Here is a 22,631-nt window from a genome sequence, read left to right on the forward strand (position 1 = left end):
CCGCCGCACCCAATTAAGGACGCCGTTCGTTAACTGCTTGTTTTTTAAATTGATTCCAAATTAGCGGGTAGTAAAATTTATTACGTCAAGTTTTGTAATCTGGAAGGGCAAAACAGGAAAATTCCGGCCAGGTTGTACCATACATCCCGATTTGGATCTATAAAAGCACTTTAAAGCAGATATAAAACTGATTAAAGAAAAATTCTTTTAGACGTAAGTATGAGTAGAATAGAAAGAAATATGTTTTAAATTGCCCAATTAAAAAATTACAAGAAAATGAAAAAAGTAGAAATGATTTCAGAAAACAAGAATTATACTGCGGTAAATGTAGGTAGATTAGAAGATATAGAAAAATATTCACTTATTCATCCCAAATCAAGAACAGAGATTAAAGGGAAGGTGTTTTTAAAAGAGCCAACCAAATCAACGGGAACGGAAATATCATTTACTACAATACCGCCAAAATCAGAATTGGGGTATTTCCATAGGCATTACAAAGACGAGGAAACATATATTATACTCAAGGGCTCAGGTTATTATCAAGTAGACGATGATTGTTTTCCGATACAAGAAGGCAGTGTAATAAGAGTTGCACCTGAAGGTGTGAGAAGTTTATGCAACACATCAGCAGAAAACATGGTGTACATTTGTATACAGGCAAAAGAAAACTCATTAGAAGAATATACAACGGATGATGGAAAAAGAATTTCTGTTATTCCAAAATGGAAAATAGAAAAATAAACACCAGCCCCCTAATAAACAGGACTCTGAGCGGTCTGCAAGCCCCGGCGATGAGTCGGTGTTGGACTACACCCGCGGGGGGTATGGAAAAAATAAGGTAGAGTAATGGTTGGGGGATGGTGGGGAAGAAGTGATTTGAAGACTTGGGACGGTAAATTGGTGTTTTTAAGGGAGAATAAAAAAATAAATTGGATATAGAATATGCAGAGACGTTGTGTGGTAAACAGGAGAACAGCGCAAAATTAAAATGATCGATTAGATTTAATGCCAGGTAATGTTTATTTTTGTATAAAACGACTAGAGATGAATATTCAAACTGAAAAACTAAATTTAATTGAGTGGATTTCGAAATTAAATGATGCTTCAGTGATTAAAAGACTGAAAGGAATAAGGGAGGATTATTCAAAATCTGCGGATTGGTGGGAGACATTAAAAAAAGAAGAACTGGAATCTATCAATAGGGGATTAAAGGATTTTGAAGAAGGCAGGGTACATTCCCACGAAACCGCCCGTAAAATCTATGAAAAATATCTATAAGCTTATTTGGTCAAGTGAAGCACTGACGAATTTAAAAGATATAATTGATTATCTGGATATTCGGTGGACACAAATAGAAATTAAGAAATTTGTTCAATTACTTGATCGACAGCTAAAACTCATTCAGGATAACCCGTTGTTGTTCTCAGAAAGTGAAAAATCAAAAGGAATAAGAAAGTCTGTGTTGTCTAGGCAAACGACGATTTATTATCGGATTGTAAGGTTTGAGGTTCATATAATTACACTGTTTGACAATAGGCAAAATCCCAATAAATTAAAAAATAAATAAAGTACAACACACACTAAACAGGTCTCTGAGCGGTCTGCAAACCCCGGCGATGAGTCGGTGTTGAACGACACCCGCCAGGCTCGGGGCGATGCACTTATCGACGGTTTTTTATTGATTTTTGGAAATAAAGCAGGCAGAAAGCGGCCTACCGTTCTTTAAGGCGCCAGTAGTGTTTTCAGGTTTAAACCGGCGGTTCTGAATCAGAATAAGAGAATCAGGCTGTCGTGAAAATTAAAAAGAAAAAACCAGCATTCAACTAATATGAAAAAACTAATTTACTTTTTACTTGTAGGACTGCTTCTGGTGAATTGCGGCGAGGATAATTCATTCATAAGCAGTGCAGACCGGAATGTCGTTTCGGATGACGGCGCTGTTCCCTTTGAAGAATTACTGATCCTGATTAACCTCAGATCGACCGATAGTACCTATCTGGTTGTCAAATCAATTGATTCCGTAAATATCTTCATTAACAATTATTACTGGGCAAAAATTAACTCGCAGGCTCTTGATACGTCAAAAGTGGACAAATTTTTAGTTGGCAATAAATACCAAAGCAGGAATAAGATAAATTATCTGGTCATTGCCAATCAGGATATCGAACAACCTGCGTACAATACAGCCGGAGAATTTGCCCGATATTTAAATGCAGCTTACGAGCTTAAACCGGGAGAGTATGCTTGTTTAATTGAATCGTTCCGGCTTACGTTCAGCGATCAGACCACGAAAAAGTATTTTCCTCTTGAGTACACCGCTTTTAAGGTCGAACAGGATTCGAGAAGTGCATTTGTCGGAGAAATTGAAATCAAAATTAATTAGATGAAAACATTGAGATTATTCATGATTGCCTGTGCGATCGTCATGATGCAATCGTGTTATGAACCGGGAGATATCCAGGTAAAAAATAATATTACACAAGTAAAAATTGTCGATGTAAAATGGGGAAACATTTACATTGCGACCGAACTGTTGCCCGGAGAATCCTCCGAGAAACTGACTATTGAGAAAGAGCGGGAGAAGTTGCCGGCCAGTCATAAGATTTCGTTTAAGATGACGGCAAATAATAAATCAATTTATCTTGAAACAGAGGAAGAATTTTTACTCGACGAAGACGACGATTTGTTGATTGTTTTGACTGACGATACGAAAGTAAAAAACCCGAACGAATAAGGCGCATCCGCAACAAAAAGAAAAAACCGTTTCAATTTTTAGTCTGAAACGGTTTTGTTGAGCGAGAAACGGGACTCGAACCCGCGACCCCGACCTTGGCAAGGTCGTGCTCTACCAACTGAGCTACTCTCGCGTAATCAAATAATAAGTACCCGGGGCGGGACTTGAACCCGCACGACCGTTGATTGGTCATTGGATTTTAAGTCCAACGTGTCTACCATTCCACCACCCGGGCATCCTCTTTTTGGAGCGAGAAACGGGACTCGAACCCGCGACCCCGACCTTGGCAAGGTCGTGCTCTACCAACTGAGCTACTCTCGCATCTTTTTCTATTCGGTTGAACTTACTGCATTCCGTTCCGAAAACAGCGTTGCAAATATATTGCTAATTTTTCTTTCTCCAAAAATAAATTCTAAAAAATCAGAGGAAATCCGGGACCTGAAATGGATTTCATTTTAAACCAATCAATTTCTTAATTTCATTCAATTTGTTTAAGGCCTCAATCGGGGTCAGTTGATTAATATCCATGTTCCGGATTTCATCCCGAATCGACTTTAACACCGGATCGTCCATCTGGAAAAAGCTCAGTTGAAACCCTTCCCGTTTTTCGGCCATACCATCCAGTGGTTTGGTCAGCGAGTCCCTGCGGTTGTCTCCTTCGAGTTGCACGAGTATTTCGTCGGCCCGTTTCACCACCGAAGGCGGCATGCCGGCCATCCGGGCCACATGGATCCCAAAGCTGTGATTGCTTCCTCCTCTGACCAGTTTCCGCAGGAAGATCACTTTATTACCGACATCTTTCACACTGACATTGTAGTTTTTCACCCGTCCGAACGACTTTTCCATCTCGTTCAGTTCGTGGTAATGTGTGGCAAACAGGGTTTTTGCCCGGGCATGCGCGTGTTCGTGAATATATTCAACAATCGACCAGGCAATCGAAATCCCGTCGTAGGTTGATGTTCCGCGCCCAAGTTCGTCGAGCAGGATGAGGCTTCGGTCCGACAGGTTGTTCAGGATACTGGCGGCCTCGTTCATCTCGACCATAAAGGTTGATTCCCCCAGGGAAATATTATCCGATGCCCCGACACGGGTAAAGATCTTATCGACATAACCGATTTCGGCCGAAGCTGCCGGTACAAACGACCCGATTTGGGCCATCAGCACAATCAGGGCTGTTTGCCGCAAAAGCGCTGATTTACCTGCCATGTTCGGACCGGTAATGATGATCACCTGCTGTTCTTCCTGATCCAGAAACAGGTCGTTGGTGATGTAACTTTCGCCGACAGGCAGTTGTTGCTCAATCACCGGGTGCCGTCCTTCGCGGATATCGATATTTTTTGAATCGGTGATCACAGGGCGGATGTAATTGTTTTTCATGGACGAGCTGGCAAACGACAGCAAACAGTCCAGTTTGGCGATCACCATTGCATTTAACTGCACGGCCTGGATATACTCCGAAAGCGCGATGACCAGGTCGTTGAAGATCCGGGCTTCCAGCGAAAGGATTTTTTCTTCGGCTCCCAGTATTTTGTTTTCGTATTCTTTTAGTTCTTCCGTGATGTAGCGTTCGGCATTCACCAGGGTTTGTTTTCTGATCCAGTCTGTCGGTACCTTCTCTTTGTGCGTATTCCGCACCTCAATGTAATAGCCGAATACATTATTGAAAGAAATCTTCAGGGAGGGAATGCCGGTACGTTCCGATTCGCGTTCCTGCATTTGGGCCAGGTAATCTTTGCCCGAGTAGGCAATTCTGCGCAGATCGTCCAGCTCATCGGAGATTCCGGGTTTAATTACTCCGCCGCGGTTCAGCAAAACAGGAGGGTCATTGGTAATCTCCCGCTCAATCCGGTCTCTGATGGAAGTACACGGGTTTAATTGTTCGGAAAAACGGTTCAACACCTCGTGCTTTGTTGCGGCGGCATAGGTTTTGATTGGTCCGATGGCTGTCAGGGCATTTTTCAACTGAACCACATCTCTCGGGCTAACCCTCCCCACGGCCACTTTGGAAATGATTCGTTCCAGGTCGCCAATCTGGCGGATGTGATCTTCCAACAGTTCTTTCTCATCCGGGTGCAACACGAAGTATTCGACCACCGACAGGCGGTCGTTGATGGCTGCAATTTCTTTCAGGGGAAGGGCGATCCACCGTTTCAATAAACGCGAACCCATCGGCGAGATGGTTTTATCCAGTACCTGCACCAGTGTTTTGGCCCCTTCATTTATTGCTCCGAAAAGCTCCAGGTTACGGATGGTAAACCGGTCGAGCCACACATATTTATCTTCCTCGATACGCGACAGGGCGGTAATATGCTGTACCTGGTGGTGCTGGGTCAAATCGAGGTAATGCAACACGGCTCCGGCGGCAATCACCCCGTAGTTTAACTCGTGTACTCCGTAGCCTTTCAGCGATTTGGTTTGGAAGTGACGCAGCAGGCGGTCAACTGCAGCATCTTCGTTATACACCCAGTCGTCCATCGTGTAGGTATAAAATTTGCCGCCAAAGAGGGCCACAAAGTCGTTTCCCTTTCCCTTTTGAAAAAGAACTTCTTTTGGTTTAAACGAGTTCAGCAGTTTATCGATGTACTCGAAGCTGCCTTCTGCGGTCAGAAATTCGCCGGTCGAGATATCCAGAAAAGCGACCCCTCCCATTTTTTTGTCAAAATGAACCGAGGCCAGGAAATTATTTTCGCGGTGTTCAAGGATATGATCGCTGATGGACAAACCCGGGGTGACCAGTTCCGTAATTCCGCGCTTGACAATCTTTTTTGTCATTTTCGGGTCTTCCAACTGCTCGCAAATGGCTACCCGCTGGCCTGCCCTGACTAACTTGGGCAGGTAAGTGTCGAGCGCGTGATACGGGAAGCCGGCCAGTTCGACAAAGCTCGCGGCGCCGTTGGCCCGTCGGGTGAGGGTAATGCCTAATATTTCGGCAGCCTTAATGGCGTCTTCCCCGAAAGTTTCGTAAAAATCGCCGACACGGAATAAAAGTACCGCGTCGGGATGTTTGTCTTTGATGGCAAAATATTGCTTCATCAAAGGGGTTTCCACGTATTTTTTTGATTGTGACAAATCGTTTCCGGGTTTTAATTTGATTGATCAACAAATATACAGGATGCGTCAACAAGAAAAAAAAGCTATCCGGTTTTGTTCGGTGAAACTTTTCAACAAGTTGTTATACTTCTTTTCGCAAGGTTTGCTTCCGGGCTGACAGAAACCGGAAACCATGCAGTAATGCGCGGCAAAGCGTTGCGAGCGTCAGGAGGTAGAACCCGGCATGGAATGCCTGCGGGACGATAAAACTGAAGAGCAGAAACAACGTCAGCCAAACAGACAAAGCCACCCAGTACCAGTTAAGCCAGCATCGCCATTTTTTGACCATCCACAAAAACAGAAAAACCAGGTTCAGCGGGACGGCCCATAATAAGTTAAAATTGGGATGCATGGCCGGATGTTCGGAATAAAAAACGAACCAAAGTAAGCCAACGCCAATCAATCCGGTTAACAGCAGAAGGAAATAGTCAATCAGGTAGTGCGATTTCTCTGTTTTATATTGCCGGTAACTGACAAAAACCACAAGGAGTAACAAGGCGAGCAAAATAATCAGCGGAGTATACGCCTTTATTCCGGGATCAACCTGTTTGCCGGCATCGTAAATCAGTTTTTTCTCTTTTACCAGGGGCCGGCTTCCTGCGTCTGTTTTAATTTGGGCTTCAGCAAAATGTTTTAATAAAAAATCAGGTAAGAACATCTCCTGGTAAGCGGTCGCGACATGGTCGGCAGGGCTGCCCAGAACCAGTTGGATGCCAAAGTTGGTCCAGGGTAACACGCGCTGGTAAGCGCTTACGTGTTCTCTGAAGGTCTTGTTCATACCGGTTTTTTCAGGGAAAATGACCTCGCCTTCAACCTGATTTTCGATGACATCGCGAACGCGTGAGGCACAATTATCGAAGAAAAAATTATAGCGGTATTCCCGGTTTTCGGGTCTGGCATTATCTATTAAAAAATCGAAAAGCTGTTGCTTCTCTGTTTCGGTCAGGTTTAAGGTTTGTTCTTCGATACTGCGTCCCCGTCGTTTATACCCTTCGTAAAAATCATGATAATACTCGATTGCGAGCATGTAATCTGTTTGGCCTTTTGCAAACCGATAAACAAAATTGGGGGCGCTGAAACTGAAAACCCCGTAATTAAAGATCACATCCAATTGTTGCCGCGGATCATTCACCCGGATGGCAGTATGCCCGTAAACCGCGTGGATCAGCTCGCTTGGTCCGCAGGTCATGACACTGATTTCGGCGTCACGGCTCAAGCTTAATGCATGCGCGTTGGTGGTCGGGAACAGGATAAAAACGCCAATAATGAAGAAGACAATTCGTTTCATGTCTTTTTTTTGTTCAAAAAAAGTAAAAAGCCGGCACATACCGATGACTTTGCAGATAATTTTCCGCGAATAGATCCGGCAGGGGCGTCATTAAACGCAAACGGCGCCCGGAATATCGTATTGACAAGGGCAAAGAAGAGTGTGCCGAAAATCACGAAAGATGCCCGGTTTTCTTATTTAGACTGGATAAACTTAGCAGATGTAAGTAATTTTAGATATTTTTGTCTGAATTTATGGATCTAAATATAGAATATGGGATGCAACGGATGTACAATCAATATAGAACATGACCGGCCTGAAATGTTAAGCTCGTACGACTGGTTAAACGATTTACCCGATACCAGTCACCTGAGTAATATGGTTGAGGTCAGGTTTAAAGGTACGCGTAAAGAATTCTTCAGAAACGAAGATCACCTGTCATTAAAGGTTGGCGATCTGGTTGTTGTGGCCTGTTCGCCCGGTCACGATGTCGGGTATGTAACGCTTACCGGGACCTTGGCCCGAAAACAGTTTGAGCGAAAGATAAAGAAGCAGGAACGTTACAGTTGGCACAAAATTTACCGGAAGGCCAGCGATGCCGATATCAGCAAATGGGAAGCTGCAAAGAAACGGGAGTACGCGGTGATGGTCCGTTCGCGGCAAATTGCGTCGGAACTTAAGCTGAATATGAAAATTGGCGACGTGGAGTTTCGCGGTGATAATGCCAAGGCGATTTTCTATTACATTGCTGATGACCGGGTTGATTTTCGCGAACTGATAAAACGTTATGCCCGCGAGTTTCAGGTTAAAATTGAAATGAAGCAGATTGGCGCCCGCCAGGAAGCCGGGCGTGTTGGCGGCATCGGCTCATGCGGGCGCGAACTTTGTTGTTCAACCTGGCGTACCGACTTCTCGAGCGTAACCTCCGATGCTGCCGTGAAGCAGGGACTTTCGCCCAATGCGGAGAAAATGGCCGGCAGGTGCGGAAAACTAAAATGTTGTCTGATGTACGAACTGGATACCTATCTGGAGGCACAGGAAGATTTTCCGTACGAGTTGCTGAGCCTTGAAACAGAAAAAGGTGTAGCCAAACATTTCAAAACAGAAATTCTGAATAAAAAGATCTGGTACACCCTGGAGAATTCTTATGGAGGTAAACCATTTGTACTCGAATTGAAAGATGTTAAGGCGATTATCCAACTCAACAAACGGGGTCAAAAACCTGCCCTGTCGCAATACGTCGAAAAAGAAACGGCCCCCCCAAATGAGATGAGCGTCGGCTCAGCCAATATCGAACCGAAGGAGGAGCAAAAGAAAAGTAAAAGCCGAAGAAAAGTGAAATTGAAACGTACTGTACGAAGATAATTACACGAAGAATAAACACCCTGGCCAGTTTGACCGGGGTTTATTTTTTGCTCACCGGGATGAAAAACGCGCCGCATGCGGGCCATTAATCCGAGAAACTGCTGTATACTATGGCCGGATTTTCCTATCTTTGCGCCTCAGTTTTAAAATGCTTTTAATCAATCGATATTATGGAATACAAATTCCGGGAAATTGAGCCGAAATGGCAGGCTTACTGGGAGGAAAACAGCACCTTCAGAACCGAAAACGACTTTTCGAAACCCAAATATTATATCCTCGACATGTTTCCCTATCCTTCGGGAGCGGGTTTGCACGTGGGACACCCCGAGGGATACACGGCAACCGACATCATCAGCCGCTACAAGCGGATGAAAGGTTTTAACGTGCTTCACCCGATGGGCTGGGACGCCTTTGGTTTGCCTGCCGAACAGTATGCCATTCAAACCGGAACACACCCGGCGATTACCACACAGAAAAACTGTGACAACTTTCGCCGTCAGATTAAAACGCTGGGATTAAGCTACGATTGGGATCGCGAAATCAACACCACCGATCCGAAATATTTCAAATGGACGCAATGGATCTTCACCAAGTTGTATAATACCTGGTTTGATTATGAACAAGGAAAAGGGCGACCCATCGGCGAACTGCCTGTTCCTGCCGGCATCGTGGCCAAAGGTGATTCGGCTGTACAGGAATATATCGGTAAAAAACGGCTGGCCTATTACGATAATGCTCAGGTTTGGTGGTGCGCCAGTTGTAAAACAGTTTGCGCGAATGAAGAGGTGTTGACAGACGGTTCGCACGAAAAATGCGGTCATCAGGTCACCCGTAAAAACCTGAAACAATGGTTGCTGCGTATCCCGCATTACGCACAGCGTTTGCTGGAAGGCCTCGATGAACTGGATTGGCCGGAAGGCGTAAAAGACATGCAAAAGAACTGGATCGGAAAGTCAACCGGCGCTGAAGTGGATTTTGAACTGGCCGGATTGGGAAAAACATTACGAGTATACACCACGCGTCCCGATACCTTATTTGGGGCAACCTATATGGTGGTTTCTCCCGAACATCCGATGCTGGAAGAAATTGTGACTTCGGACCAGACTGACGAAGTTAAAAAATATATCCAGGCCGCCTCGCTTAAATCGGATTTGGACCGGACTGAGCTGAACAAAGAAAAAACCGGCGTATTTACCGGTCGCTATGCCATCAACCCCGTCAACCGGGAACAAATCCCGATCTGGGTTGCCGATTATGTACTGATGGGCTACGGCACCGGCGCCATCATGGCGGTTCCGGCACACGACACGCGCGACTTCGAGTTTGCCGAAAAGTTCCATATTCCCGTTGTTTGTATCCTCGACCCGACGGATGCAGATGAAGAAACCCGTGCAAACGTACTGGCCGGCAAAGCCTGCTGGACTGAAGATGGCGCCTATATTAACTCGGCAAGCAACAAAACAGGGATAGAGATCAACGGGCTGAATAAAAAAGAAGGCATTGCAAAAATCGTCAACTGGCTCGAAGAAAAAGGCATTGGTAAAGCCACCACCAATTTTAAACTGCGCGACTGGCTGTTTAGCCGTCAGCGTTACTGGGGCGAACCTTTCCCGGTGATTCATTGGGAAGACGGCGAAATATCATTGGTTGAAGATGAATTGCCGGTGACCTTGCCCGACCTGGAGAAGTTTGAACCGGGTGAAGGCGGCGAATCTCCCCTGGCCAATGCAGGCGACTGGCTGACCGTGACCGATAAAAACGGGCGCAAAGGCCGCCGCGAAACCAACACCATGCCTCAGTGGGCGGGTTCGTGCTGGTATTACCTGCGCTACATCGACCCGAAAAACGACGGGCAAATCTTCGATCCGAAACTGGAAAACTACTGGATGCCTGTCGACCTGTATATCGGAGGCGCTGAACATGCCGTACTTCATTTGCTGTATTCACGCTTCTGGCACAAAGTATTATTCGACCTGGGCATTGTATCGACCGACGAACCGTTTAAAAAACTGTTTAATCAGGGAATGATCCTGGCATTTGCTTACGAAACACAAACCGGCGCCAAAGTGACTTCGGATCTGGTGGAAGAAAAAGACGGTAAGTATTTTCATTCGCAAACCGGTGAAGAATTGCGTCAGATTGTGGCAAAAATGTCAAAATCGTTGAAAAACGTGATTAACCCCGATGACGTGGTGGAAAAATACGGAGCCGACTCGCTTCGCCTGTACGAAATGTTCATGGGCCCGCTGGATGATACCAAACCCTGGGCCGAAAACGGGGTGAAAGGGGTATTTGGTTTTCTAGGGCGCGCCTGCCGTTTCTTTGGAAACATGGAAAATGTGACCGGCGATGGTGAAGAAGATGCAGATGTATTGAAACTTTTACAGCAAACGATCATTAAAGTAGGTAGCGATATCGAAAACCTGAAGTTTAATACCGGTATTTCGGCCCTGATGGTTTTCAATAATCTGGCGATCAAAAAAGGGAGGGTAACAAAACAAACAGCCGAGATTTTTGCCAAAATCCTGTCCCCCTATGCCCCTCACCTGGCCGAGGAACTGTGGCAATTATACGGGCACAGCCAATCGCTGGACTACGAGCCCTGGCCTGTTGCCGACCACAGCCTGCTGGTGGAAGATTCGTTTGAATACCCGGTGTCGTTCAACGGTAAAGTACGCTTTAAACTGAATATGGCGGTTGATGCGCCTCATCCGGAAATTGAAAAAGCGGTACTTGCCCATGAGCATGCCCGAAAATGGCTGGCTGGAGGAACGCCGAAAAAGATCATCATTATTCCGAAAAAGATTATTAACGTGGTGATGTAGTCAACTGCGATAAAACAAAAAAAGATCCGGCCTTTCTTCAGGGACGGATCTTTTTTTTGAAATTGGTGCACGAACGCCTGATTCTGAGATAGATCAACCATGCGTTGTTATTCGCGCAGCAGTTCAAACTTACAACGATCCTGTTCGTGCCCGTTGATTATCAAGGCAACCATGTGCAGACCGGGATAGAATCTTCGTGTAGTAATGATCTTAAATTTTTGTTTCCGCTGCATATTTACCGATTCGTTGGCCTGATAAGTACGCTCACTGATTTTGAAAACTTTTCTCGAGTGTTTGCCGTTTTGAAGAAGATAATAGATGGCATACTCCAGTCGTATCGTTTTGTCTTTTCGACCTTTATGGTGCAACGTGAACGAAAAAAGCAAATCATGGCCGATTTTCACGCTGGGGGTTTGAATTTTAAAGTTTGATAATTCAACCGTCGTATGATCATTTAGCCCGTAAAAGCTCAAAATCTCAGGATTTCCTTGTTTGAGAAGCGTCCTGCAACCATGCCTGATCAGGCCATCTGTCTCTTTGCTGACGCCTTTCCATTTTTGAGCAATCGCGATCGCGATATCCGGGTTGTCCTTTGAAATATCGTTCAGGCTGTTGGCGACACTTCGTCGCACGTAGTCCGACGGGTCGTCTTTTAATTTCTCCAACAGGGGCAGTATGGGGCCCGGATTTTTTTTAAATTCGGGTAAAGCGATTGCCCAGGGTAACCGTGGCCTTGTCCCTTCGCTGGCCAGGCGCCTTACGTGATGGTTTTCGTGGACGGCCCACTGATCCATTTGTTGCAGCATTTTGTCGCCATACTTAATCAAAAATGGCCTTACTGCATATTCGCAACTTGCGAATGGGGTCACAAATTCAATCAGGTTTACTGAATTCTTAAAGTCAGGTATTCCAAATACTTCAATGTAGTCGGCCAGAAACATGTATTCCAGGTTGGGTTCCCTGACATGATGTTGCCGGAGTTTTTCGATTATATTTTCGATGGTTTTTGCCGCTTGCTGAAATTCCTCCGGCAAAAATTGACGGAGCACGAGTGAAGTATGCCTCATTCGTTGCTTGAGTTCCTTGCCGGGCCAGTTCTCATCAAAAATGAGTTGCTTGAACTTTTCATGGTCATAAGCAGGAACAAGCTCTCCGAGTATTTGCGAAAAACCTTCATAAAATTCAGGAGAATAGATGTCTTTTAGTCGTTTACTCATCTTAAGGTATTCTTTGTTTGTGGCACGATTTTCTGTTTTCACCTTTTCGGTAAAAGTAGGATGGGGTATTGACAATAGTATGTCAGTAGCGCTAATTATTTTCAACAAAATGAATCAATTTTGAAGTCAAAATCAGGAAGAATAAAGAATTCGTTCGTTCCTGTCCGATGTCAGCTTGGTTCAGTCAGTTTTTATCCGGTGAATTTGAAATTTTTGTTAATCCGGCAACTGATGACTTTTCCCCATATTTTCTTATCTTCAAAAGGTATTCTTTTGCAGCCGTTTTACCGGATATGATCGTTGAAATTACACACAGTAACCCATTTAAAAGCAAGCGATGACAGAAGAGCGCAAGGCAAAACTAAAAACAACCTTTACCGATTATTTTATTATTTCAGTGGGTATGGGACTTTATGTCCTGTCGTGGACAATTTTCCTGATCCCGGCAGAAATTACCGGAGGCGGGATTAGCGGTTTGTCGGCCGTGATCTTTTACAGCAGTAAAATTCCGGTGGCACTTTCTTATTTTGTCATCAATGTGTTCCTGGTAATTATCGCCATAAAGGTATTAGGCACCAATTTTGGCATCAAAACCATCTGGAGTATGCTGGTGGCCACCTTGCTTTTCTGGGTCACTCCGGGTTTGATCAAAGAGCCGCTCATCGACGACACCTTTCTTTCGGCAGTTCTCGGCGCCATGATGGGAGGGATCGGAATTGGCATTGTGTTTACCCGGGGCGGCAGCACCGGCGGTACCGATATCATTGCCATGATTGTTAATAAGTACCGGAATGTAAGTCCGGGGCGGGTTATCATGTATTGCGATGTGATTATTATTGCATCCAGCTATTTTGTATTCCAGTCGCCTGCCAAGCTGGTTTACGGCTATGTAACCATGTGGGTTGTTTCGTATACAATCGATGCTTTTTTGAATGGAGCGAACGCATCTGCGCAAATTTTTATATTTTCGAAGAATTATCAGGAAATTGCGGATTACATTAATAAATATGTCGGCCGTGGGGCCACAGTCGTGGATGGTACCGGATGGTACACCCGCGAGCCGGTTAAAATAGTGATGACTGTCGTCCGCAAACGGGAGTCGAGTTTAATATTCAGAAAATTAAAAGAAATTGACCCGGATGCCTTTATTTCCATGGGAAGTGTCATGGGCGTGTACGGCAAAGGGTTCGAAAACATTAAAATTTAGCATGAAGAAGTTTTGGGTTGAAGGAGTATTTATTCTTGTCAGTGTCGTTATTATTAGTTTCGTATTTTCTGTTTTAAAAGAACCGGAATCTCCGAACAGTGAACCCGAAGCCCTTTGTATTCCCGAACCGGTCCTGAAATTCGGATTTCCGGTTGATTCGTTTATTATTGAACAGGCAACCGTTAAACGAAATCAAAACCTCTCCGATATTTTGGTGAAAGAAGGGATCTCTTACCAGCTGATTGATCAGATTGCGCGTACATCCAAACCGGTATTTGATGTACGGAAAATGAAACAGGACAATCCCTACTATTTCTTTTATACTCCCGACAGTCTGAAACAACCAGTCTGTTTTATTTACGAAATTGACCCGATCAATTACGTTGTTTACCAGTTAAAAGACAGTTTACAGATCTATCGGGGAGAAAAACCCGTTGTGAAAGAGATCAGAACGGCCTCGGGCGCCATCCGTTCATCGCTTTGGAATACGATGAAGGACAATCAGCTCAACCCGGTTTTGGCCATCGAACTCTCCGAAATCTATGCCTGGACCATTGACTTTTTTGGCATTCAGCGTGGCGATCAGTTCCGGGTTATTTACGAAGAGTGTTTTGTTGACAGTGTTTCCGTAGGTATTACCAATATCTATGCCTGTCATTTTCTCCACATGAATAAAGATTTTTTTGCATTTCAGTTCAAACAGGACAGCATCCTGAGTTATTTCGATGAGGAAGGGAAAAGCCTGAAAAAAGCGTTTCTGAAAGCTCCCCTGAAGTTTTCCCGCATCAGTTCCCATTTTTCGAATAGCCGGATGCACCCCATCCTGAAAATTGTCCGGGCACACCATGGAATTGACTATGCCGCCCCGACCGGAACACCGATCCAGTCGATCGGCGACGGCGTGGTGACCCGCAAAGGGTTCCAGGCAGGAGGGGGCGGAAATTACCTGTACATCAAGCACAATTCGGTATACACCACCTGCTACATGCACCTGAACAATTATGCCGCCGGAATTGCCCAGGGCGTCAGGGTGCGGCAGGGACAGGTCATCGGTTATGTTGGAAAAACCGGACTGGCCTCGGGTCCTCACCTCGATTTTCGCGTTTTCAGGAATGGTTCTCCCATGAACCCGCTCAAAGTAGAAGCGCCTCCGGTCGAACCGGTGCATGACTACCAGATGCCGGAATTCACCCTTCTGAAAGATTCACTGAGCCTGGAACTTCAAAAAATCAGGTTTAACGATCCTGACTAACTTCTGTTTATAATTTACAGAAAGACTGCCGATCAGTATTCCAGATCAGCAATCTCTTCTTTTAACAAAAGTTCTTCAATGATGCGGGGGTAATGTTCATACTCCAGTTTATGCACTTTTTCGGCCAGGGTATCGGGCGTGTCGCCCGGCTCAACGGCGCATTTGGACTGGAAGATAATATCGCCGGCATCGTATTGCTCATTCACGTAATGGATGGTAATACCGCTTTCTTTGTCCTTACTTCTAATGACTGCCTCGTGGACATAACTCCCGTACATGCCTTTCCCACCGTATTTAGGCAACAAGGCCGGGTGTATATTAATAACTATAAATTCCTCTGTCAGGTTGTGAGGTACCAGCCACAGGAAGCCGGCCAGAACGATCATGTCAACTTTCCGTTCACTCAGGGCCTCCAGTACTTCAATGCTCCGGTAGAGCTCGTCTCTGCCAAAAGTAAACGTTTCAATTCCTAATCGCTCAGCGCGAATCAGGGCATAAGCATGCTCATTATTAGACCACAGGGAATCAACAATAACATTCCGGCTGTTACGGAAATATTCGATAATATTCTGCGCGTTAGTGCCTGATCCTGAGGCAAAAATAGCGATCCTCTTCATAAAATATGTGTTAATTACAGCTTATTGAATATTAGACTAATTTGTTCAAATATAGCTTGCTTTAAAAGAACCTGTATCCTCTAAACAGCTATTTATTTCAAAATTTCTTTGATATATTTTGGGTAAATTTATTACTTTGCACCGGATTTTTTAAAAATAAAATTGAATATTAACTTAAAATTAGAACTATGTCTGACATTGCATCAAAAGTAAAGGCAATTATTGTCGACAAATTAGGTGTTGACGAAAGCGAAGTAACCAATGAAGCTTCTTTTACAAATGACCTGGGCGCAGATTCACTTGACACGGTAGAGTTGATCATGGAATTTGAAAAAGAATTTGATTTGGCTATTCCGGACGATCAGGCTGAGAAAATTTCTACTGTAGGTGAGGCGATCTCTCACATCGAAGCAAACATCAAAAAGTAATAAATTAGAATTTATGGAATTAAAACGGGTAGTTATTACCGGACTTGGAACCGTAAACCCGCTTGGTAATTCTATTGAGGAATATTGGGAAGGGCTAAAAAACGGGGTGAGCGGATCTGCAAGGATCACCAAAATGAACATTGAGCTCCACAAAACCCAATTTGCATGTGAAGTAAAAAACTTTGATCCTGCATTGTATGTAGAGAAAAAAGAAGTTCGGAAACACGATCCGTATACTTTGTATGCATTTGCCGCTGCCCAGCAGGCCATCGACGATTCAGGTCTCGACCTGGAAGCGATTGACAAAGACAGGGCCGGCGTTATTTGGGGAGCCGGAATCGGAGGTCTTCAGACTTTTTATGAAGAAGTGAAAGCCTACGATTTGGCCCGTCCCAAATTCAACCCTTTCTTTATTCCCAAGATGATTGCCAACATTGCCGGTGGATTAGTTTCCATCCGCTTTGGATTCCGGGGACCGAACTTCACAACGGTATCTGCTTGTGCCTCGGCTTCACACGCCATGATCGAAGCGTTTAATTACATTCGCATGGGGAAAGCCAACCTGTTTATCACGGGAGGTTCCGAGGCTGCAATCAATGAAGCCGGCTTGTGTGGTTTCAATTCCATGCGTGCACTTTCAACACGGAATGATGACCCGGCAACAGCTTCCCGTCCTTTTGACAAAGACCGCGACGGTTTCGTTATGGGTGAAGGTTCAGGCGCTCTCATTTTTGAAGAGTATGAACATGCTGTTGCCCGTGGTGCAAAAATCTATGCTGAAGTTGTTGGTGGGGGAATGTCTGCTGACGCCTACCACATGACTGCCCCGGATCCGGAAGGACTTGGCGCTTCGTTGGTTATGAAATGGGCCATTGAAGATGCCGGTATAAAACCAGAAGACATTGATTACATCAATGTTCATGGAACCTCTACTCCCCTGGGAGATATTGCTGAGCCAAAAGCAATTATAAAAAACTTTGGCAAACATGCGTATAAACTTAGCATTAGCTCCACAAAGTCGATGACAGGCCACTTGCTGGGCGCCGCCGGTGCGGTTGAAGGAATTGCCTCTGTTATGGCTTTGCAACACGGGATTATCCCTCCAACAATCAACCATTTTACGGATGATCCGGAGATCGACGGGAATCTTGATTTTACCTTCAATGTTGCAAAAAAACGCGAGATCACTTACGCGCTTAGTAACACATTCGGGTTTGGAGGTCACAATGCCACGGTAATTTTTAAGAAATATTAATATCGTGATAAGAACACTCGTTCAAAAAATAAAACTCTTTTCTTCTTCAGGGAAAGAGTTTTATTTATTTCTGAAGTCACTGATTGGCCGTTATCCGGGCAACCTGAAACTTTATGAAACTGCCCTGATACACAAATCCGCATCCAAACTGGATTCGCAGCGGAACTGGGTGAATAATGAACGGCTTGAATACCTTGGAGATGCCATACTCGGGGCCGTTATCGCCGAATTTCTGTATAACCGGTTTCCAAACCAGGATGAAGGCTTCCTTACACAAATGCGGTCGAAACTGGTAAACCGCAGCTTCTTGACCGATCTGACCTATCAAACCGGATTGAACAACTACATTAAATCAAACACCAACAACACCATCGAGAACAGTCACATTTACGGCGACGCCCTGGAAGCGCTGATTGGCGCCCTCTACCTCGATAAAGGTTATGCGATTACCAAAGAATTCATTGTTAAAAAACTCTTGCTCGAATATGTCGACCTGAAAGAAGTTCAATCGACCAACACCAACTATAAAAGCCAGCTGATTGAATGGAGCCAGAAAAATAAAAAGGAAATCAATTTCGAAACCATCGAACGTCTAAACGGTGATGCCCGTGTACCCGCGTTTATTTCGGTGGTAACCGTCGAAGAAGAAGTGATTGGACGAGGTGAAGGAAGTTCGAAGAAGGAATCACAACAAAATGCCTCCCGGAAAGCGATAGAACAGCTGAAAAAGACTCATCCGGTTTCATTCTAAAAGAAAAGCGGGGCCAACTGACCCCGCTAAAAAACCAAAACCTAAATTCACCTTGTAAAAAACTCAGTTAAACCCCAAATTAGAAAAGACATTTCATTTGTCTGTTTCTTTAACAAAGATAAATATTAATAACCAATGGCTGATGCTAATAAATGTTAAAGCCTGTTAACTATATTCAGCGAGAACCGGCAAGAATATCCTGAAAATCAGCCTGTGTTAAATATTGTTAAGCTCTGAATTACCGTATTTTTTAAAGGTTATCTTTGTCATATGAGCAGGAAAGTTATTATTAGTTTGATTGTTCTGATGGCTACGGTGATGACCAGCCTCATCCTGATCCAGACAAACTCAATAAAAAAAGCTTTTGATATCCGTGAGGAACAGTTTGACCAAACGGTGAGCCGGGCTTTGCGCCGTGTAATCGACCGCCTGGAACGGGAGGAAACATCGCGAGTGGTGACCGGTACATTCAATGCATCAGGCAGTACCAGGCAACTTTTTCCGAATATCGGGAAAAGCGGGAATATGATGCCGCAGCGACAACAACAAAGCGACATCAATATCTCGTTCCGGTTTTTCCAGCAGTCAGGTTCAGTTAGCTATAACGATGAGTTCACGGTCCGTTATTCCGATACCCTCGTTTACCTGCAAAATGAACGGGGAAGGCCTGGCGAATTTCCATCCGCCTTCGATATGTTTCATGATTACGACAGCTACATCAGCCAGCAATACGAACAACGGATCGATGAGCGGGCCGAAATGTTCCGGATCATTCAAAATCAGGCCATTTTCTCTCAGCTCCCTTTGAAAGAACGAATCAACCAGCAACAACTGGAACACACGCTAAAAACTGAACTTAGAAATAATGGTATCGATCTTGACTTTAAGTACGCGGTAAAAACATATCCTTTCGGCGAAGAACAATTTGTTTTCGGAAATACCGACTATCAGCCAAACAAAAGAAAAGAATACCGCGACGTCTTGTTTCCACGAGATGTGGTAGAAGGGCCAAAACCCAATTACCTTCGTCTCTATTTTCCCCAAAGGGATACGTACCTGCTGAAAGAAACCGGCATTATGGTGATCCCCACGGCCATCCTGACGATCATGCTGATTGCTATTTTCGTGTATACCATCATGATTATTCTGAAGCAAAAGAAACTATCGATCATCAAGAACGACTTCATCAACAACATGACCCATGAGCTGAAAACGCCGATATCAACCATCTCCTTAGCCAGTCAGATGCTGCACGATAACAGTATTTCGAACACCCAGAAGACCGTAGAGCACATCTCCAACGTGATTTTACAGGAAAGCAAACGTCTGAGTTTTCAGGTTGAGAAAGTGCTTCAAATGGCTGTGTTTAATGAAGGGCGGCTGAAATTGAAATTTAAAGAATTTCATTTTAATCAACTGATCAGCAATGTGATTCTCAATTTTGAGTTGCGGGTTAAAAATAAAGGCGGAAAACTTGAATCGGAACTTCTCGCTGAAAAAGATTTGATCAAAGGCGATGAAGTGCATATCACCAACGTGATCTTCAACCTGCTCGACAATGCCGTAAAATACAGCAAAGAAGAGCCGGAGATCCGAATCACAACAGAAAACAAAGGCGAGTATTTGATCGTATCGGTTAAGGACAACGGGATTGGTATCGCCAAAGAACATCAGGACCAGATATTTGAGCGTTTTTTCCGTGTTCCCACCGGAAATGTGCATGATGTGAAAGGATTTGGCCTGGGCTTAAGCTATGTGAAGAAAATTATTGATTCCCACCAGGGGAAAATCAAAGTCGAAAGTGTCGTGAATAAGGGAACGAAATTTGTAATTTATTTCCCGCTTAATACAAAAGAAAATGGAAACAAAAGCAAAACTTTTATTGGCCGAAGACGATGAGAACTTAGGCCTTTTGTTAAAAGAATATTTAATAGCAAAAGGATATAATACCGATCTGTACGGCGATGGTGAAGCAGCCTACGCCGGGTTCAAGAAAAATGAATATAACCTGTGTATCCTGGATATCATGATGCCCAAAAAAGACGGTATCACCCTGGCGCGCGATATCCGGCTGATTAACCAGGATATCCCGATCATCTTTCTGACCGCGAAAAACATGAAAGAAGATGTTTTGGAAGGATTCCGCATCGGTGCGGATGATTACATGACAAAACCTTTCAGCATGGAAGAACTTATCTTTCGGATTGAGGCCATCTTGCGCCGCACCACTGCCGACGGGAAAACAGCAGAACAAGCCGTTTACAAGCTTGGCCGGTATACCTTCGATCCCCGGAAACAGGTTTTGCTTGACGAAGGTGAGGAAAGCGTCAAACTTACCACCAAAGAGTCTGAATTACTGCGCTTACTGTGTAATAATGCCAACAAGGTGCTGGAACGAAATTTTGCCCTTAAAACCATATGGATCGACGACAACTACTTTAACGCCCGGAGCATGGATGTTTACATCACCAAATTGCGTAAGCATTTAAAAGATGAACCATCGGTCGAAATCATCAACGTGCACGGCAAGGGTTATAAGCTGATCATGGAATAAATAACCGCCTGATTTTTGAAATACCGGGCTTGTCGGTGACTGAGAAAATCACCGACAAGCCCGTTTTATTTTGCAGAAACAACACAGCGAAAACCGGTATGGTTCATGCTGGTATCCCAGGTGTTTTTCATGCGCGCACCAACCCGGAATCCGGAACAATATTGATCGTTACATAAAAATGATCCGCCGCGGATGACTTTTTTTTCGGCATAGGGTTCATCGGGGTCAAATGACTTTTCAGGCCCCTGGGGGTTGTCAACAATCTGCCGCTCCAAGCTGGTTTGATAATAATCGGCCCGGTACCAGTCGGCACACCATTCCCAAACATTACCCGCCATATCGTACAGCCCGTAACCATTGGGGCGGTATTGTTTTACCGGAGCTGTCAGCACGTATCCATCCTTTCCGGTGTTCTGATGGGGAAACTTTCCGTCCCACGAATTTGCTTTTGCTTCTCCTTTCGTAATCAGTTCATTTCCCCAGGGATACACCGGGTCTTTAAGACCTCCCCGTGAGGCATATTCCCATTCTGCCTCGGTGGGTAAGCGTTTACCTGCCCACCGGGCATACGCCAGGGCATCTTCCCATGAAACATGAACCACCGGGTGATCATCTATTCCATCGATGGAAGTTCCGGCCCCTCCCGGATTCCGCCAGTTTGCACCGGCCACCCATTCCCACCAGCGGGAGTAGTCAGTCAGCGGGACCGGCTGTGTTGTTTGTTTGAAAACCAGGGATGCCGGAACCAGTACGGCATCGTCAGGCCTTGGTGTCCCCGGAGGCAACTGCTTCTTCAATTCTTCCCAATCGGGTTTACGCTCGGCTGTTGTTACGTATCCCGTGGCTTCAGTAAATTCACGAAATTGCCTGTTGGTTACTTCATGTTCATCCATGTAAAATGCTGAAACAGAAACCCGATGTTTAGGGAACTCATCCGGTCGGCCCCAAACGGAATCGCCACCCATTAAAAAAGTTCCGCCGGGGATGTATACCATGCCTTCGGATGAAGCAGGTTGGTCGCCGTTTGGCCCTGCCGGAAGGGTGTTTGCCTGAAACCGCGACGGTAGATTTGCACAACACGAAGCCACTGAGTCAGCCGTAACCTGCGTATCTGCTTCTTTCATGTTATTTTTGGATTGGCACCCGACAAACAGCGTCAGGGAAAGAATGAAGAGGAAAACTTTCATTTTTACACATTTTTTAATGAGAACAAGAATGCAAAGAAAGTGTTTATCTTTCGCGTTAATTGGATGAGATTTTAATATCCGCTTGAATCGGCTAAATTCGCATAATAAAAACAGAGGTACATGAAATCACCCAAACTCGCAGAAAATTGCTGGAAAACAATCAAAGACCAGAAAGTTGACCTGGTCGTACTGCCCTGGGGAGCTACCGAAGCTCATAACTACCATTTGCCGTATGCGACCGATAATTACCAGGTTGAAGCCATCTCGGCCGAAGCGGCACAAGAAGCCAATAAGCAGGGAGCACATGTCATCGTTTTACCCGCCATCCCGTTTGGCGTAAACACGGGCCAATCCGATATCAAACTGACGATCAACCTAAACCCGTCAACCCAGTCCCGCATTTTACACGATGTGGCCGGTTCATTAACCCGTCAGGGTATTCGTAAACTGCTGATCATAAACGGGCATGGTGGTAACGACTTCAATCAAATGGTCAGGGAACTTAATCCGGAATTTCCCGGGCTGTTTATCTGTGTCAGCCACTGGTTTAAAATGCCGGGGCGCGAAAATTTTTTCGCGCAGCCAGGCGACCATGCCGATGAAACCGAAACCAGCCTGATGTTACACCTGAAACCGGAACTGGTTTTGCCGTTGGAAGAAGCGGGAGAGGGGCAAAGTAAAAAATTCAGGGTCAAAGCGCTGAACCAGAATTGGGCCTGGGCCGAACGCCAATGGACACAGGTGACAACTGACACCGGCATCGGAAATCCCAAACTGGCCACAAAAGAAAAGGGCCGTCGTTTTTTTGAGTACCTGGTCAAACAATACAGCGAATTTATGCTGGAATTATCAAATCTGGATTTAAAGGAAATCTACGAATAA

Annotated in this window: 20 protein-coding genes and 3 tRNA genes; 15 read left to right on the forward strand and 8 right to left on the reverse strand. The window is 44.9% G+C overall.

Features of this window, described 5'->3' with window-relative positions; all coding sequences use genetic code 11:
* Positions 1 to 276 precede the first annotated feature (276 nt).
* The 5 genes from AC6H3C_RS06205 to AC6H3C_RS06225 all read left to right on the forward strand — a co-directional run bounded on the left by AC6H3C_RS06205 (position 277) and on the right by AC6H3C_RS06225 (position 2,734).
* A complete protein-coding gene (locus AC6H3C_RS06205) occupies positions 277 to 741 on the forward strand; it encodes a cupin domain-containing protein (RefSeq protein ID WP_497519820.1) in 465 nt (154 codons plus the stop codon).
* Between the two features lie 303 nt (positions 742 to 1,044).
* Positions 1,045 to 1,278 carry a hypothetical protein gene (locus AC6H3C_RS06210; RefSeq protein ID WP_497519821.1) on the forward strand — a complete coding sequence of 78 codons (234 nt, stop codon included), beginning with the start codon at positions 1,045 to 1,047 and terminating at the stop codon, positions 1,276 to 1,278.
* On the forward strand, positions 1,262 to 1,567 hold the full coding sequence (locus AC6H3C_RS06215) for a type II toxin-antitoxin system RelE/ParE family toxin (RefSeq protein WP_497519822.1): 306 nt from the start codon (positions 1,262 to 1,264) through the stop codon (positions 1,565 to 1,567). The genes AC6H3C_RS06210 and AC6H3C_RS06215 overlap by 17 nt, the downstream gene beginning before the upstream one ends.
* Before the next feature lie 261 nt (positions 1,568 to 1,828).
* Entirely contained in the window at positions 1,829 to 2,383 is a 555-nt protein-coding gene (locus AC6H3C_RS06220; protein ID WP_497519823.1) for a hypothetical protein, read from the forward strand.
* A complete protein-coding gene (locus AC6H3C_RS06225; RefSeq protein WP_497519824.1) occupies positions 2,384 to 2,734 on the forward strand; it encodes a hypothetical protein in 351 nt (116 codons plus the stop codon).
* 60 nt (positions 2,735 to 2,794) lie between these two features.
* Here the strand turns inward: AC6H3C_RS06225 and AC6H3C_RS06230 are convergent.
* The 5 genes from AC6H3C_RS06230 to AC6H3C_RS06250 form a co-directional block, all read right to left on the reverse strand.
* Positions 2,795 to 2,867: transfer RNA gene (locus AC6H3C_RS06230), tRNA-Gly, on the reverse strand.
* A gap of 16 nt (positions 2,868 to 2,883) precedes the next feature.
* Positions 2,884 to 2,969, reverse strand: a tRNA-Leu gene (locus AC6H3C_RS06235).
* A 10-nt stretch (positions 2,970 to 2,979) separates the two neighbouring features.
* A tRNA-Gly gene (locus AC6H3C_RS06240) sits at positions 2,980 to 3,055 on the reverse strand.
* Positions 3,056 to 3,184: 129 nt separating this feature from the next.
* Positions 3,185 to 5,767, reverse strand: a complete 2,583-nt coding sequence (gene mutS / locus AC6H3C_RS06245; protein WP_497519825.1) for a DNA mismatch repair protein MutS — start codon at positions 5,765 to 5,767, stop codon at positions 3,185 to 3,187.
* Positions 5,768 to 5,906: 139 nt separating this feature from the next.
* Positions 5,907 to 7,112, reverse strand: a complete 1,206-nt coding sequence (locus AC6H3C_RS06250; protein ID WP_497519826.1) for a lipoprotein N-acyltransferase Lnb domain-containing protein — start codon at positions 7,110 to 7,112, stop codon at positions 5,907 to 5,909.
* Between the two features lie 252 nt (positions 7,113 to 7,364).
* Between AC6H3C_RS06250 and AC6H3C_RS06255 the strand changes: the two genes are divergently transcribed.
* Together AC6H3C_RS06255 and leuS are read left to right on the forward strand one after the other, a co-directional pair.
* Positions 7,365 to 8,456, forward strand: a complete 1,092-nt coding sequence (locus AC6H3C_RS06255; protein WP_497519828.1) for a PSP1 domain-containing protein — start codon at positions 7,365 to 7,367, stop codon at positions 8,454 to 8,456.
* 170 nt (positions 8,457 to 8,626) lie between these two features.
* Complete coding sequence (gene leuS, locus AC6H3C_RS06260; RefSeq protein ID WP_497519829.1) at positions 8,627 to 11,281, forward strand: leucine--tRNA ligase; 2,655 nt, start codon at positions 8,627 to 8,629, stop codon at positions 11,279 to 11,281.
* A 107-nt stretch (positions 11,282 to 11,388) separates the two neighbouring features.
* Here the strand turns inward: leuS and AC6H3C_RS06265 are convergent, their stop codons facing one another.
* On the reverse strand, positions 11,389 to 12,498 hold the full coding sequence (locus tag AC6H3C_RS06265; RefSeq protein WP_497519830.1) for a DNA alkylation repair protein: 1,110 nt from the start codon (positions 12,496 to 12,498) through the stop codon (positions 11,389 to 11,391).
* Positions 12,499 to 12,835: 337 nt separating this feature from the next.
* Here AC6H3C_RS06265 and AC6H3C_RS06270 point away from each other — a divergent pair, with 337 nt between their 5' ends.
* Complete coding sequence (locus AC6H3C_RS06270; RefSeq protein WP_497519831.1) at positions 12,836 to 13,705, forward strand: YitT family protein; 870 nt, start codon at positions 12,836 to 12,838, stop codon at positions 13,703 to 13,705.
* A gap of 1 nt (position 13,706) precedes the next feature.
* Positions 13,707 to 14,957 carry a peptidoglycan DD-metalloendopeptidase family protein gene (locus tag AC6H3C_RS06275; RefSeq protein WP_497519832.1) on the forward strand — a complete coding sequence of 417 codons (1,251 nt, stop codon included), beginning with the start codon at positions 13,707 to 13,709 and terminating at the stop codon, positions 14,955 to 14,957.
* A 32-nt stretch (positions 14,958 to 14,989) separates the two neighbouring features.
* On the opposite strand, the gene purN is transcribed toward AC6H3C_RS06275, so the two are convergent.
* Positions 14,990 to 15,574 (reverse strand): phosphoribosylglycinamide formyltransferase, encoded by a 585-nt coding sequence (gene purN, locus AC6H3C_RS06280; protein ID WP_497519833.1) that lies wholly within the window; start codon positions 15,572 to 15,574, stop codon positions 14,990 to 14,992.
* A gap of 188 nt (positions 15,575 to 15,762) precedes the next feature.
* Here purN and AC6H3C_RS06285 point away from each other — a divergent pair, with 188 nt between their 5' ends.
* From AC6H3C_RS06285 to rprY, 5 genes are all read left to right on the forward strand, one after another.
* Positions 15,763 to 16,002, forward strand: a complete 240-nt coding sequence (locus AC6H3C_RS06285; protein WP_423128993.1) for an acyl carrier protein — start codon at positions 15,763 to 15,765, stop codon at positions 16,000 to 16,002.
* 13 nt (positions 16,003 to 16,015) lie between these two features.
* Positions 16,016 to 17,257 (forward strand): beta-ketoacyl-ACP synthase II, encoded by a 1,242-nt coding sequence (fabF, locus tag AC6H3C_RS06290; RefSeq protein WP_497519834.1) that lies wholly within the window; start codon positions 16,016 to 16,018, stop codon positions 17,255 to 17,257.
* 4 nt (positions 17,258 to 17,261) lie between these two features.
* Entirely contained in the window at positions 17,262 to 18,008 is a 747-nt protein-coding gene (rnc, locus tag AC6H3C_RS06295) for a ribonuclease III (RefSeq protein WP_497519835.1), read from the forward strand.
* 270 nt (positions 18,009 to 18,278) lie between these two features.
* Positions 18,279 to 19,907, forward strand: coding sequence for a sensor histidine kinase (locus tag AC6H3C_RS06300; RefSeq protein WP_497519837.1), 1,629 nt, complete (start codon positions 18,279 to 18,281; stop codon positions 19,905 to 19,907).
* On the forward strand, positions 19,867 to 20,562 hold the full coding sequence (gene rprY / locus AC6H3C_RS06305) for a response regulator transcription factor RprY (protein WP_497519838.1): 696 nt from the start codon (positions 19,867 to 19,869) through the stop codon (positions 20,560 to 20,562). Before AC6H3C_RS06300 ends, rprY begins: the two co-directional genes overlap by 41 nt.
* A gap of 65 nt (positions 20,563 to 20,627) precedes the next feature.
* On the opposite strand, the gene AC6H3C_RS06310 is transcribed toward rprY, so the two are convergent.
* On the reverse strand, positions 20,628 to 21,749 hold the full coding sequence (locus tag AC6H3C_RS06310) for a formylglycine-generating enzyme family protein (RefSeq protein WP_497519839.1): 1,122 nt from the start codon (positions 21,747 to 21,749) through the stop codon (positions 20,628 to 20,630).
* Between the two features lie 120 nt (positions 21,750 to 21,869).
* Here AC6H3C_RS06310 and AC6H3C_RS06315 point away from each other — a divergent pair, with 120 nt between their 5' ends.
* The gene (locus AC6H3C_RS06315) at positions 21,870 to 22,631 is read left to right on the forward strand and encodes a creatininase family protein (RefSeq protein WP_497519840.1); all 762 of its coding nucleotides are present in this window, start codon (positions 21,870 to 21,872) and stop codon (positions 22,629 to 22,631) included.

The organism is Gaoshiqia sp. US2, from assembly GCF_059705485.1.